The organism is Luteolibacter ambystomatis (assembly GCF_018137965.1).
Lineage (GTDB): Bacteria > Verrucomicrobiota > Verrucomicrobiia > Verrucomicrobiales > Akkermansiaceae > Luteolibacter > Luteolibacter ambystomatis.
In genome coordinates, this window is record NZ_CP073100.1 from 4574934 (window position 1) to 4587373 (window position 12440).

13 protein-coding genes are annotated in these 12440 nt (G+C 62.2%); 6 read left to right on the plus strand and 7 right to left on the minus strand.

Translation table 11 applies throughout. The annotated features are described in order from the left end of the window. Positions 1-19: 19 nt before the first annotated feature. Positions 20-481 carry a tRNA (cytidine(34)-2'-O)-methyltransferase gene (locus tag KBB96_RS17690; RefSeq protein ID WP_211630819.1) on the minus strand — a complete coding sequence of 154 codons (462 nt, stop codon included), beginning with the start codon at positions 479-481 and terminating at the stop codon, positions 20-22. 52 nt (positions 482-533) lie between these two features. Next, a complete protein-coding gene (locus KBB96_RS17695; RefSeq protein WP_211630820.1) occupies positions 534-959 on the minus strand; it encodes a very short patch repair endonuclease in 426 nt (141 codons plus the stop codon). Between the two features lie 348 nt (positions 960-1307). Here KBB96_RS17695 and KBB96_RS17700 point away from each other — a divergent pair, with 348 nt between their 5' ends. From KBB96_RS17700 to KBB96_RS17710, 3 genes are all read left to right on the plus strand, one after another. Beyond that, positions 1308-1691 (plus strand): hypothetical protein, encoded by a 384-nt coding sequence (locus tag KBB96_RS17700; RefSeq protein WP_211630821.1) that lies wholly within the window; start codon positions 1308-1310, stop codon positions 1689-1691. A 301-nt stretch (positions 1692-1992) separates the two neighbouring features. Beyond that, complete coding sequence (locus tag KBB96_RS17705; protein ID WP_211630822.1) at positions 1993-2766, plus strand: HAD-IIA family hydrolase; 774 nt, start codon at positions 1993-1995, stop codon at positions 2764-2766. A 204-nt stretch (positions 2767-2970) separates the two neighbouring features. Beyond that, the gene (locus KBB96_RS17710; protein ID WP_211630823.1) at positions 2971-3231 is read left to right on the plus strand and encodes a hypothetical protein; all 261 of its coding nucleotides are present in this window, start codon (positions 2971-2973) and stop codon (positions 3229-3231) included. A gap of 96 nt (positions 3232-3327) precedes the next feature. Here the strand turns inward: KBB96_RS17710 and KBB96_RS17715 are convergent, their stop codons facing one another. The 4 genes from KBB96_RS17715 to KBB96_RS17730 all read right to left on the minus strand — a co-directional run bounded on the left by KBB96_RS17715 (position 3328) and on the right by KBB96_RS17730 (position 7159). Beyond that, positions 3328-4914: an NPCBM/NEW2 domain-containing protein gene (locus KBB96_RS17715; RefSeq protein WP_211630824.1), complete on the minus strand. Its 1587-nt coding sequence runs from the start codon at positions 4912-4914 to the stop codon at positions 3328-3330. Between the two features lie 54 nt (positions 4915-4968). Continuing rightward, positions 4969-5130: a hypothetical protein gene (locus tag KBB96_RS17720; RefSeq protein ID WP_211630825.1), complete on the minus strand. Its 162-nt coding sequence runs from the start codon at positions 5128-5130 to the stop codon at positions 4969-4971. Positions 5131-5199: 69 nt separating this feature from the next. Continuing rightward, entirely contained in the window at positions 5200-5784 is a 585-nt protein-coding gene (locus KBB96_RS17725; RefSeq protein WP_211630826.1) for a hypothetical protein, read from the minus strand. A 295-nt stretch (positions 5785-6079) separates the two neighbouring features. Then, the gene (locus KBB96_RS17730; RefSeq protein WP_211630827.1) at positions 6080-7159 is read right to left on the minus strand and encodes a glycoside hydrolase N-terminal domain-containing protein; all 1080 of its coding nucleotides are present in this window, start codon (positions 7157-7159) and stop codon (positions 6080-6082) included. 270 nt (positions 7160-7429) lie between these two features. On the opposite strand from KBB96_RS17730, the gene rpsB reads away from it, so the two are divergent. The 3 genes from rpsB to KBB96_RS17745 all read left to right on the plus strand — a co-directional run bounded on the left by rpsB (position 7430) and on the right by KBB96_RS17745 (position 11330). Continuing rightward, positions 7430-8113 carry a 30S ribosomal protein S2 gene (rpsB, locus tag KBB96_RS17735; RefSeq protein WP_211630828.1) on the plus strand — a complete coding sequence of 228 codons (684 nt, stop codon included), beginning with the start codon at positions 7430-7432 and terminating at the stop codon, positions 8111-8113. 85 nt (positions 8114-8198) lie between these two features. After that, positions 8199-9065 (plus strand): translation elongation factor Ts, encoded by an 867-nt coding sequence (gene tsf, locus KBB96_RS17740; RefSeq protein ID WP_211630829.1) that lies wholly within the window; start codon positions 8199-8201, stop codon positions 9063-9065. A 288-nt stretch (positions 9066-9353) separates the two neighbouring features. Continuing rightward, the gene (locus tag KBB96_RS17745) at positions 9354-11330 is read left to right on the plus strand and encodes a LamG-like jellyroll fold domain-containing protein (protein WP_211630830.1); all 1977 of its coding nucleotides are present in this window, start codon (positions 9354-9356) and stop codon (positions 11328-11330) included. 11 nt (positions 11331-11341) lie between these two features. On the opposite strand, the gene rlmN is transcribed toward KBB96_RS17745, so the two are convergent. Next, on the minus strand, positions 11342-12436 hold the full coding sequence (gene rlmN / locus KBB96_RS17750) for a dual-specificity RNA methyltransferase RlmN (RefSeq protein WP_226373578.1): 1095 nt from the start codon (positions 12434-12436) through the stop codon (positions 11342-11344). Between the last annotated feature and the right edge of the window lie 4 nt (positions 12437-12440).

Sequence of the window (12440 nt, forward strand, 5' to 3'; positions counted from 1 at the left end):
GGGAAGGCCCTTTTTGTTTTCACCACATGGGAGCCTGCTGGCGCACTGCTTCGTAGAGGGTGATGGCGATGGCCGTGGAGAGATTCAGGCTGCGCGTGGAATCCGGCTTCATCGGAATACGCAATCCGGAATCGCCCGCGGCACGGACGATGTCTTCCGGCAGACCCTTTGTTTCGCAGCCGAAGACGAGATAGTCCCCGGGCTCGAATGCCGTGCTCCATGGCGAGCGGGTGGCCTTCGTGCTGAGATACCAGAAGCGGGCCTCCTCTCCCGCCACGGCCTTCAGTTCATCGAAGGATTCCCAGACGCGCACGTCCACGTCCTGCCAGTAGTCGAGGCCGGTGCGGCGGACATACTTGTCTTCCAGCGAGAACCCCAGCGGCTTCACCAGATGCAGCACCGAGCCGGTGGCCAATGCCAGGCGGCCTGCGGCCCCGGCATTGTGCGGAATTTCCGGAGCGACCATGACGAGGTGGAACATGCCCGGATCTAGGCGGCGTGATAGTGGTGGGCAAGCACGACGGCTGCGGCACTCACCCGATCAGCTTCGGCAGACGCTTCTCCAGCCATTCCCGTGCGGCCCGGGTTTTCACCGCGCAGGCCCAGATCGTGACCACGTGCCAGCCCAGCGAGCGCAGGGCGTTTTCCGCACGCAGGTCCCGCGCCTTGTTGCCGCTGATCTTGGCCGTCCACCACTCGGATCGCGTGGAGGGGAGTCGGAAGTCGCCGCAATGTTCGTGGCCGTGCCAGAAACAGCCGTGGACGAAGATGACGGTGCGATACTTCGGCAGCACCAGATCCGGTCGGCCCGGCAGATTGCGGTTCAAAGGCCCCCTCACCGTGAAGCGATAGCCGTGACGGTGGAGCAGGGTTCGGACGATGATTTCCGGCCGGGTGTCCGACCCGCGGATGCGGGACATCACCTCGGAACGCTTCTCGGGTGTGAAGACATCGGCCATTGCAATGCCTCCACCATTCCCTGGAACAGCGGATTTCCAAGGGCGATCTCCGTCATCCAGCCAATACGCCCGACCATTTACCGGATCGGAGAAGAGAAGTGCCGTGGGTGCCCTTCCATCAGATCGGGCTCGAATGCTACCCGGTGTATTTTCCAGTTAAGTGACGAGGGTTGCAGATCCAGAAAGTCTTGGTGAGGATCACACACCCTTATCCGAGCTATGAAACCTGCACCGATTCTACAGCGCCTCGCTTCGGGCGTATCATGCGCTGCGTTGGCCACTTCGGTTTCCTGCTGCGGCTCGGGGAACTTCAGCACCAGCCCGAATCCGGCGACCATGCTTTCGTCCATGACGCGCCAGAGTTATTCAGACTGGGACATGGCCTCGTTGGATGCGGTCAAAGGCATTCCAGAAGTCGAGCGAAAGCGCGAAGGAGCCGGAGCCAATCTCTCCAGTCCCTGGGCCTTCGATCCCGGTCCTCACGAAATGACTTTCGGCTATATTGGCAAGCGCGGCTACGAGCTGGAACTATTGAAGGCCGGACCGTGGATAGCGACTATCGACCTCACCGCCGGACATCACTACAAGGTGAGCCCGGCGATGAGTCCATCCGGCATGCGTTTCCGCGTTACCGATGAGACCACGGGCAAGATCGTGCGCGAATCCCAAGGCTTCCCGATCCATACGAAACAAATCCGCCCGAGGATCCCCATGATCATCCCGGTTGGGTGAAGAACGGGGTGGCGGGAGCGCCTCCGGCTCCCTGTAGGCGCGTTTGGAGAAGCAGGGGCGGGTTTGGCGAACGCCGTGCATGGAGGCGTCCGCTTTCCATGAATGCTTCTAATCGACTGAAAGAACTAAAGTTACGTGTTTCCACGGTGGAGGAATTATTTTGCAGGTCTCAACCTGTTGCTCCTGTGTCGGCTGCCTTTCGGATGACCCTCTTGGGAGGTTGAGTAACTGCCGAATGTCGGAATCTGGCACGGCAACCGCTCGCAAGACGGGCGTGAACACTCTAGGATTTTTGTTGGATATGGACGGCGTGATCTACCGGGGGAACCAGTTGATCCCCGGCGCCGACCGTTTCGTCGCGCGATTGCGACATGACGGGATTCCCTTCCGCTTTTTGACGAACAATTCCCAGCGGACGCGCCGCGATGTGGCGCTCAAGCTGTGCCGTCTCGGTCTGGAGGCCGATGCCGATGATGTCTTCACCTGCGCGATGGCCACGGCCCGCTTTCTGGCCCACCAGAAGCCCGGAGCCACCGCGTTTGTGATCGGGGAAAACGGCCTTGCCGCCGCGCTCCACCACAATGGCGTCACCGTCGTGGATGATGATGCGGACTATGTGGTGGTGGGCGAAGGCCGGACCATGACCTTCGAGATGATCGAGCGCGCCGTGCGCTTGATCGAGAAGGGCGCGCGTCTGATCGCCACCAATCCTGACGCCACCTGCCCGACCGATGCCGGCACCCGTCCGGGGTGCGGTGCGATCGTGGCCATGCTGGAGAAAGCCACCGGCCGCGAGGCCTTCTCGGTGGGCAAGCCCAGCGGTGTGATGATGCGCATGGCGCAGAACGAGCTCGGCGTGCGTGCCGCGAACACCGTGATGGTGGGTGACACGATGGAGACCGACATTCTCGGTGGCGTGGGCATGGGCTATCAGACGGTGTTGGTCCTCAGCGGCCACACCAAGGTCGAGCAGCTCCATCGCTACGCCTACCGGCCCGATTGGATCGTTGAGTCCGTCGATCACATGCCGGAACGACTTTTCCACTCCGTTGCCGAACTCGTTGGCGCGGCGTGATGCTTCCCGTGGTTAGCGGATGGTCCGCGGCGGACCGGCAGGTTCTTCATGGTGCCTCCGGTTCGTCGCGGCAACCGCCGCGCCATTCGCGATTCCGCGCAAGGGGAAGGGGCGCGTCCCGACCGGGCCGCATGCTTTTTCAGGAGCCAAACCCAATGACTCTTCCCTTTGCGCAGACGCGGGATCTGCGAAGATGATCCCGTCATGGACATCACCTCGCCGTTTGTTCTGAAACTCAAGGGCGCGCTTTTCGCCTTCCTCGGTCTTCTCGCCGGCATCGTATTGCTGGCCCCCGTTTTCTCGTGGCAGGCGTTGGGCTTGTTCCTGATCTCCGTGTGGGCGTTCTGCCGCGCGTACTACTTCTGCTTCTACGTGCTGCACCACTACGTCGATCCGTCATTCCGTTACGCGGGCATGCTGGATCTGATGAAGAAGCTTCTGCGGATAAAGAAGCGTGCGGAATAGCCTGATTCTGCCGGAGAAGGCTGCATGGCATTTGCAAAACGGGCCGCACCGTTACCAGCGCGGCCCATGAGAATGCCCGGGTGGAAGGGAGAGCGGTCAGCGCGAGAGCACCGGAGCGAGCCAGGCTCCCCAATCGGAGCCGGGGCCGTCACCGGCATCGTCGGTGAGAAGCTGGAGTTCCTTCACCCCGCTGACATCCACCTTGTAGTCGCGGACTTTGCCTTCACTCACCTTGGCGGCTTTGAAGAGTTCCCTGCCATCGCCTAGAATGCGGAAGCCGACGCTGCCGTCGTGGCCATCGATGAGGCCGCAGCTCCCGGAAAGGGTCTTCCAGTTTCCGCCGAGGTCATAGGTATAGGTGGCGGATGCATGAGCATACAGGCCATCCGGAAACAGGCGTCCTCCTGAGGCGAACACCCATGGGGCTTCCGGCAGCATGCCGGAGCGGGCCGGGCCATAGCCGGTTTTGGCGGAGGTCCACTTGGCGGTGGCCAGTGCGCAGGTCGCCGCTTTTTCGTCGGCAGGAGTGGCTTTCGGGGCAGTGCCGGATGCCTGGCGAACCACGGATTCCGCCGCTTGGCGGACGACAGGGTCCACACCGGTGAAGTTGGTTTTCTTGAAGGCTTCCGCAGCCTGGGGGCCTCCCTGCTGGGCGGCCGCGAAGAGCGGCTTCAGCAGTTCCGCAGCCTGGATCATCCGCAGGTCCGCGGTGCCGTCGGCATTGACGTTGTAGGCGTAGGCATAGGGCGTGTGGCTCAGGAAGCCGCTCGGGATGCCATTGGACTCCAGAAAGAACAGCCGCAGTTCGCCGGAACGGTTCGCCACCAGATCGGTGCAGGTGAGCGTGAAGCGTCCGTCCTTGGCCGGCACCGTGGTGGCGGTGGGTGAATCGTAGTCGTTGCCGCCGGCCGGGTCGTTGTAGGCGATCACACCATAGACCGGAACTTTCGAAGTCACCTTGCCGGAGACCACGATGGTCTTGCCCTCCGCCTTGAACGACAGATCGGATGGCACCGCGGTGGGCTTGTCGCGCATGCCCTTCACCGAGCCGCAGAACAATGGATGGGAAGCGAGCCGCAGGGCATCGACGAGCGGGATGAAGCTGCCCAAACCTTCACCGCGCTGGGCGGCCCGGTACTCGCGGTTGCCCGAGCCCATCAGGGAAACGCCGCAGGCCTCGTGCTGGTCCTTGCGTTCCAGGCAATGCGGCAGGCTCAGGGCGTGTCCGAGTTCATGGGCGATGCCGCCGATGAAGATCGAGTTGTAGCGGCCCATCGAGATGTTTCCATACTGGCCGTCCTGGACCTTGTCCCCCTTGTTCGCAAGTTGGCTGAGCTCGAGGATCGGTGAATCCACCTGCCAGGCGCAGCCGTTGCGGTTGGTACCAGAAGCATAGTAGGGACTGTTCTGGGAGATGGTCCGTTTTTCCGGATCCCAGTTCGACATGTTGCAGAACAGGACGATCGTTTCGTTCTCGAGATCGACCCCTTCCGCCTTGAACTGCGCCTTGCATTCGCCGCGGATTTCATCCCCGCTCGGGACGGAGTAGTGGGTATAGGGTTGCTTGCCCTTGACCACATGGATGTTGATGAGCCCGTCCGCGGCGTGATCGAGATTGAAGGTGCGCGGGCCGAAGCCGGTTTTTTCCATCTCCTCGGCATAGAACTTCCGGATGTCCTCCATGATGGTGGAGAGCCGCTCGCGGTAGCGGGGCGCGGGTTCGCGGTCGGCGGGGCTCTAGTAGACGATGTGGAGCTTGCGCTCCGCACGCTCGGGATTCTGCTTCTGCCAGCCATCGAGAATCGCCCGGGCTACGGGTGCCTGGGCGGCGATTTCTTCCTGCGGTGTCAGGGCGGAGGCGGGAAGAACGAGGAGAGGGAGTAACAACAAACGGTTCATGGGCGGGGGAAATACCGTCCCAGCCGGGCGGATTTGTCCGGTAAATTCCGCGAATTTCTCGGGCGGCTTCTACGAGGATTGGGGCAGATCGCGGAAAAACAGGCATCTCCAGCCGTCGCCGAGATCCACTTCGTTCACGGTTCCCGGGATTTTCGGGGCGTTCGATTTCACGAAGCCACAGCGCCCGTCCGCCATCACGCAGGTCCACAGGAAGACATTGCCGTCCGTATCCACCTCCGCCGAGTTGATGCGGTAGCAACCAGCCCAGGTGCCGGAGGGGAGGCGGCCGTTCAGAACCTCGGTCGCGGCGAAATCCATCGCATTGCGGGAGCCGGCAAAGGTGGCCCGCAGCGGAAGCTGGGTGGCGGCCAGCAGGGACATGACAGCCGCGAAAGCGCAGGCCATCGCCCGGCCCGGAGTCGCCAGGCCCGGTCGCCCCACGCAGAAGGAACCCGCGCCCAGGGCAAACAAGCCGGCCGGCACGAACACCAGGATCGGAGGTACCCGGATCAGCCAGCCAAGGGCGGAGGTGATGAAGACCGTCAGACACGCGGAACCCCACAGCCAGGCTCCCGCCTTCATGCTCCACGATCCCGCACCACGGACCGAATCGTCCGTAGCAGGATCAGAGGATGGAGGTGAATGTCGTCGCATGATCAGGAGGGGGACGGATCATCTTCGCGGCGATAATCGTTTAGTAATAAATAATAATTAGGCAAATCATAATTTTTGGATAGAGTAGTTGGTCGGATTATCGCTCGGCGTTATGCCTCCCGCGATAAAAGTATTGGGGTGGCGTGGATGGGGAATTTTTGTCCGACCGTCGTTGTACGCCGGATGGCTCATCTTTATCGCTCCGGATAGATAGGTCGCTTTGCGATATGGGAATTCCGGCGGGGGGGCGGATGTGTGGTTCGCCCGGGCTTGGCCGGGAATGGATGACGAATGATTACCGGACTGTTGTCTCGGTTTCGGAGCCGTTTATTCGCACTTTGACTTTCTCCGGCCCTGTGGGTTGGGAGCGGTGGATTTCGTATTGGGTGACCCGTCCGTCCTTCCAAGCCATGTCCACGGTGTATTCGGGAATCATTTCCGCCGCGCCGACCGGGAGGTTTTTCACCGAGCCGTCTTTCCATTCCTCCGGGAGTGCGGGGAGCAGGATCACGGTGCCGTTCTTTTCCTCGACCAACTTGGAGCGGACGTCGCTCTTCACCGTGGCGGGCAGGCAGAGGCGGGTCAGGTAGCGTCCGTATTGGTCCATCAGAACCGCCAGGCCCGGATCATTGGTTTGCCAGTTGGAGGCCTTCAGCCGCTCGTCGGTGGGTTTGGCGGCCGCTTCGTGGCCACCGAGATCGATCACGCAGCCGCCCATGCGGGTCCGGTGTGCGGAGACGTGGGCTTCCAGCGCCTTGTGCCAGAGCTTGCTGGCATCCGGGTGTTCGGCCCCCGGATCATATTTCGCGGCCAGCTTCGCGAGGCTGCCCGCCCCGGTGGACACCACGATCAGGGCTTCTCCTTCGCCGCGCACCACCATGTCATTGCCCTCGGGGGCGACTTCGGATTCGAAGGGGAAGACCCACAGCCGGGATTTGCTTGCAGCCAGTTCGCCGCGATTTCCGGTGGGTTTTGTTCCCGGTTCGGCGAAACCCGTTCGGAAACCAAGCGCGCCGGGCATGTCCGCCAGCAGATGGATCAGGAAGACATCGTCCGCGAGGCTGGCCAGTTCCGTGCAGGTGATCGTGCTGCCGCCCCGCTTCCAGGTGGCCGTGGCCACCCCGGTGTCCAGATCGAGGGCGCGGCGGTAGTTCCGGGGCTCCTGATCGCCATCCAGCCACTCAAGGGTGATCCGGGTGTCACCTTGCTCGATGCGTTCCTTTTTGGGATCTCCATAGACCCGCCATGGCTGCCCGTTTCCGTCACCCAAAGGAAACGCTTCGGCCTCCGTCCCCGCCGGCTGGGGGTACCACAGCTCGGACGGCGAGGCTGTCAGGCAGCAGACGGAAAGCAGGAGGGCGAACAGGCAGCGCATGGGGATGGGAAATCCGGGATGAGGCATTCAGCACCAGAATGACGGTCCTTTCAGCGGAAATCCGGAAATCAGGAGGGAAAATCCCATTTCCATCCGGAGGAACCCGTTCGCTTTAAGCGGTTTTGCCTTGCCAAGAACCGCGCCATCCCGTACCCCGCGCGTCCCTTCACGCGCCGCCCATCCACCAACGGGAAATCGGAGGGACTCCAAAAGCGGCGGATTTTCCTGAAATCGCCCGTCCTGAATCAAGGCGGGACACACAGAATACCAATGATCAACGAACTTATCTCCGAGATGGTGGACGCCGGCGTCCACTACGGTCACCAGACCAAGAAGTGGAACCCGAAGATGAAGCCCTTCCTCATGAAGGACAAGGGTGGCATCTACATCATCAACCTCGAAAAGACCGTCCAGCAGCTCGACAAGGCCGCTGACTTCCTTTCCGAGCTTGCCGGCAAGGGTAAGAAGATCCTTTTCGTCGGCTGCAAGCGCCAGGCCCAGGACGCCGTCCGTGAGGCCGCCGAGGCGACCGGCCAGTTCTACGTGAACCACCGCTGGCTCGGTGGCATGCTCACCAACAGCGCCACCGTGCGCAAGTCGGTCGAGCGCCTCAAGTACCTCGAAAACATCGAGAAGCAGCCGGAATTCAAGGCCATGTCCAAGAAGGAGCTCGCCGCCCTCGGCCGTGAGCGCGAGAAGCTCCTGCGCAACCTCAAGGGCGTGCGCGGCATGGAGCAGAAGCCGGACGCCGTGGTGATCGTGGACTCCGCCCGTGAGTCCATCGCCGTGGCTGAGGCCCGCCGCCTGGAAATCCCGATCGTCGCGATCGTGGACACCAATGCCGACCCGTCCGTGGTGCAGTACCCGATCCCGGCCAACGACGACGCGATCCGCTCGATCCGCATCGTGCTCCAGAACCTGGTGGACGCCATCGTCGTCTCCGCCAAGGCCTGACCGCTTTGTCACGCGGGCGGCCTTGGCACCACCATAGGCCGCCCGTTTTGTTTTCCTACCACCGCTTTCCAACGAACCGCTCATTATGATCACCGCTTCCCTCGTCAACGACCTCCGCAAGAAGACCAACGCCGGCATGATGGACTGCAAGCGCGCCCTCGAAGAGACCCAGGGCGACCTTGAAGCCGCCGCGAAGCTCCTGCGCGAGAAGGGCATCGTGAAGGCCTCCTCGAAGGCCGACCGCGCCGCCAACGAAGGCATCATCACCGCCCGCCTCTCCGAGAACGGCAAGTCCGGCATCCTCCTCGAAGTGAACTGCGAGACCGACTTCGTGTCCCGCAACGACAACTTCCAGGGCTTCGTCAACGGCCTCGCCGACACCCTCATCGCCAGCAGCGCCGCCGATCTCGACGCCGCCCAGCAGGTGTCCTTCCTCGGTGCTCCGGTGGAAGAAACCGTGAAGGCCAAGATCGCCGAAGTCGGTGAGAACCTCCAGTTCCGCAAGTATGTCCGCTTCGACGCCGCCGGTGAAGGCGCCGTGTCCTCCTACATCCACATGGGTGGCAAGGTCGGCGTGCTCATCGAAGTCGGTGCTGGCAATGCCGAAACCGCCTCCACCGCCGGCTTCCGCGAACTGGTGAAGGACCTCACCCTCCACATCGCCGCCGCCGCTCCGCGCGGTCTGTCCCGCGAGGACATCCCGGCCGACGTGGTGGAAGCGGAGAAGGACATCTTCCGCGCCCAGCTCGCCGACTCCGGCAAGCCGGCCAACATCATCGAGAACATCATCAACGGCAAGATCGCCAAGTACTTCGCCGAGAGCTGCTTCCTCGAGCAGGGCTTCGTGAAGGACCCGGACACCTCCATCACCAAGCTGCTCGAAGCCAAGGGTAAGGAGCTCGGCGACACGCTCACCGTGCGCCGCTTCGTCCGCTTCGGCCTCGGCGAATAAGGTTCCGTGGCGGCGCTTTCCAAGCGCCCGGCCCCTGAATTTGAAGGCACCCGCTTCCGCAAGGAGGCGGGTGTTTTTGTTTCTTTCAAGGAGGAGGCATCCGGAAGCCGGGATATTTGTCCAATAGATCTCCGGAGCTTGAACGGGCAGGATCGCGCCATGAATTTGAAGCGCCTTCTCCTCGCCCGATGCGCGATCCATTTTTGCGTGGCTGTGTTCGTGGGTGCCGGATTGTGCGGGGCTCAAGTGCCGCAAGCGCCCGGGAAGGCATTTACGCACCCGGGCTTGATGCACACGGAGACGGACTTCACCCGGATGCGGGCGAAGGTGAAGTCGGGGCAGAGTCCTTGGAAGGAAGGCTGGGACAAGTTGTGCGCAAGCTCGCAGGCGCAGTTGAATTGGAAGCCACGGCCCACGGAGATCGTCGTCCGGGGCGGGCAGGGGCAGAACTTCCCACTGCTCTTCAATGACGTGCATGCGTCGTACCAACTGGCGTTGCGGTGGAAGATCAGCGGTGAGACGTCCTATGCGGACAAGGCGGTCGAGATTCTCAACGCGTGGTCTGGCACGATGAAGGAGCTCAATGGAAACGCGGACCGCTTCCTGGGCGTGGGCATCTACGGCTACCAGTTCGCGAATGCCGCGGAGATCATGCGCACCTATCCGGGCTGGAAGCGCGAGGACTTCGCCCGTTTCCAGCAGATGATGCTGAAGGTGTTTTACCCGAAGAACCAACAGTTCCTCCAAGGGCACAACGGCGCGGCCATCACCAACTACTGGGCGAACTGGGATCTGTGCAACATCGCCGCCATGCAGGCGATCGGCATCCTGTGCGACCGACGCGACATCTATGACGAGGCGATGTCCTATTTCCAAAACGGCAAGGGCAATGGAGCCTTCGACAAGGCGATCTACTATGTCCACGATGGCAATCTCGGCCAGTGGCAGGAAGCCGGGCGCGACCAGGGTCACACCACGCTCGGCATCGCGCTGATGGGGCCGATCATGGAGACGGCGTGGAACCAGGGGCAGGATTGGTACAGCCGGGACAACAATCGCTTCCTCGCCGGCGCGGAGTATGTGGCGAAGTACAACCTCGGGCAGGACGTGCCCTTCGAGCCGTACATCTGGGGCACGGGGCCGAAGGGGGATCGCAAGGAACAAACGGTCGTGTCCGCAGACGGGCGTCCTGCTTTCCGGGCTGGATATGAACTGGTCTACAACCATTACGTAAACCGCATGGGTCTCGCGGCTCCGTATTCGGCGCAGTTCGCCGCGCATGTGCGACCGGAAGGCGGTGGCGGCGGACATGCCTCGTCTTTCGACCAACTCGGTTTCGGCACGTTGACCGCCACCCGCGATCCGGAGGTGAAGTATCCCAAGCCGAGCGGCCTCGTTGTCCGCAAGCGCGAGGGCAAGGCGGTGCTATCGTGGTGGGGAGCGCAGGGGGCGGAGTCCTACACCGTAAAACGTGCGACCACGGCGGAGGGGCCTTATACGACCGTCGCTGGTGGCATCAAGGATCTGCTCACCTACACGGATGCGCCTGCCGGAAATAGCTTCTACACTGTCACGGCCACGAAGGCGGGGAAAGAAAGCGCGCCCTCCAATGTGGTGAGCTTTGCATCTGCGCCGGTGCAAGGCGTCTATCTGAAGTTCGATGAGACCGCTGGCACGACCGTGGCGAATGCCGCGTCTTCTTCCGCCACAGGTCTCCTTCCGAACAAAGGTCTGTGGTCGCAAGGACGCATGGGCAATGCGGTGTTGCTGAATGGCAAGGACCAGTATGTGCAACTGCCTGCGGGCGTCGTGAGCAAGCTCTCCGGTTTTACCATCGCCACCTGGGTGAATCTTGAATCCACGGCGACGTGGTCACGGATCTTCGACTTCGGCGATGACCGCGGCCAGTGGATGTACCTCACACCGAACCGAGGGAATGGCATGCCGCGGTTCGAGGTTTCCACGGTCTACGGTTACAACGCCCAGCGCATCGAAGGCACGATCGCGTTTCCGGCCAAGGAATGGGTGCATGTCGCGGTGACGCTGTCCGGTGGAAAGGGAACGCTCTACCTCAATGGCGTGGAAGCAGGCAGCAACCCGGCCATCGACTTTCCGCCGTTCCGCCTCGGCAACACGCCGCGGAATTGGATCGGCCGCTCACAAACCGACCGTGATCCGTATCTCAACGGCAAGGTGGACGAGTTCCGTATCTACGATGGCGCGCTGACGCCTGCGCAAATCGCGGAGCTGGCGAAGGCCAAATGACGTGATGCGGCTCAACGCTGCTTCATCGGAGCTTCGATGATGCCCTCTTCAGTCTCTTGCTTGAGACGGAGCTGGCCGCAGGCGGCGTCGATGTCGTGGCCCTTTTCGAGACGCAGGGTCGCGGAAACGCCGGCGTTCTTGAGAATATCGCGGAAGGCCTTGCAGCGGGTTTCGCTCGGGCGCACCCACTCCAATCCCTCGACGGTGTTGTAGGGGATCAGATTCACCTTTGCGTTCAAACGCCGGGCATGCCCGGCGAGGATGCGGGCTTGCTCGAGCGAGTCGTTCACGTTGTCGATCAGGATGTACTCGAGCGTGAGGTGCTGCTTCTTCTTCGAGTTCCAGTAGTCGAGCGCGCCGAAGAGTTCGGCGGTGCCCCACTTCTTGTTCACCGGCATGATCTGGCCGCGGACATCGTCGGTCGCGCCGTGGAGCGAGATCGCCAGGCGGATCTGCTGCGGGTGATCGGCCAGCTTTTGAATCTGCGGGACGAGGCCGGAAGTGGAGATCGTCAGATGGCGCGCACCAAGATGGAGTCCCCAGTCCGAGGTGATGATCGAGACTGCGGCGAGCAGGTTGTCGAGGTTCGCCAGCGGTTCGCCCATGCCCATGAAGACGAGGTTGTCCACGCGCTCGCCGCTGAGCATTTCCGCCGCCAGCACCTGACCGGCGATTTCGGATGGCTGGAGATTGCGGGTGAATCCGGCGAGACCGGAGGCACAGAACTTGCAGCCATAGGCGCAGCCGACCTGGGAGGACACGCAGAGGGTGCGGCGGTCCGATTTCTCGCCATAGAGGGCGGGGTTGGCCGGAATGAGGACGCTTTCCACGTAGCGGTGGTCGTGGAGGCGGAAGAGGAATTTGCGGGTGGTGTCCTTGCTGCCCTGGGTGTGGGTGTGCTCCAGCGCGTGGAGGCGGAAATGCTCCGCCAGCTTCGCACGCAGGGCGGCGGACAGATTGGTCATCCCGTCGATCGAGGCGACCTTCTTTTTCCAGATCCAGTTGAGGATCTGCCCGGCCCGGAACGCGGGTTCGCCCTCACCCTTCAGCCATTCGGCGAGGGTTTCGGGGTTCATTCCGGTCAGGGCGGGCTGCGGATCGGTCACGAGG

What these genes read in the sequence shown, in the direction of transcription:
- KBB96_RS17720 (WP_211630825.1), bottom strand. Translation starts at nt 5,130, where the DNA reads ATGAACCGTTTGTTGTTACTCCCTCTCCTCGTTCTTCCCGCCTCCGCC.
- KBB96_RS17705 (WP_211630822.1), top strand. Translation starts at nt 1,993, where the DNA reads ATGGACGGCGTGATCTACCGGGGGAACCAGTTGATCCCCGGCGCCGAC.
- KBB96_RS17690 (WP_211630819.1), bottom strand. Translation starts at nt 481, where the DNA reads ATGTTCCACCTCGTCATGGTCGCTCCGGAAATTCCGCACAATGCCGGG.
- KBB96_RS17715 (WP_211630824.1), bottom strand. Translation starts at nt 4,914, where the DNA reads ATGGAGGACATCCGGAAGTTCTATGCCGAGGAGATGGAAAAAACCGGC.
- KBB96_RS17730 (WP_211630827.1), bottom strand. Translation starts at nt 7,159, where the DNA reads ATGCGCTGCCTGTTCGCCCTCCTGCTTTCCGTCTGCTGCCTGACAGCC.
- tsf (WP_211630829.1), top strand. Translation starts at nt 8,199, where the DNA reads ATGATCACCGCTTCCCTCGTCAACGACCTCCGCAAGAAGACCAACGCC.
- KBB96_RS17695 (WP_211630820.1), bottom strand. Translation starts at nt 959, where the DNA reads ATGGCCGATGTCTTCACACCCGAGAAGCGTTCCGAGGTGATGTCCCGC.
- KBB96_RS17700 (WP_211630821.1), top strand. Translation starts at nt 1,308, where the DNA reads ATGACGCGCCAGAGTTATTCAGACTGGGACATGGCCTCGTTGGATGCG.
- KBB96_RS17710 (WP_211630823.1), top strand. Translation starts at nt 2,971, where the DNA reads ATGGACATCACCTCGCCGTTTGTTCTGAAACTCAAGGGCGCGCTTTTC.
- KBB96_RS17725 (WP_211630826.1), bottom strand. Translation starts at nt 5,784, where the DNA reads ATGCGACGACATTCACCTCCATCCTCTGATCCTGCTACGGACGATTCG.
- KBB96_RS17745 (WP_211630830.1), top strand. Translation starts at nt 9,354, where the DNA reads ATGCACACGGAGACGGACTTCACCCGGATGCGGGCGAAGGTGAAGTCG.
- rpsB (WP_211630828.1), top strand. Translation starts at nt 7,430, where the DNA reads ATGATCAACGAACTTATCTCCGAGATGGTGGACGCCGGCGTCCACTAC.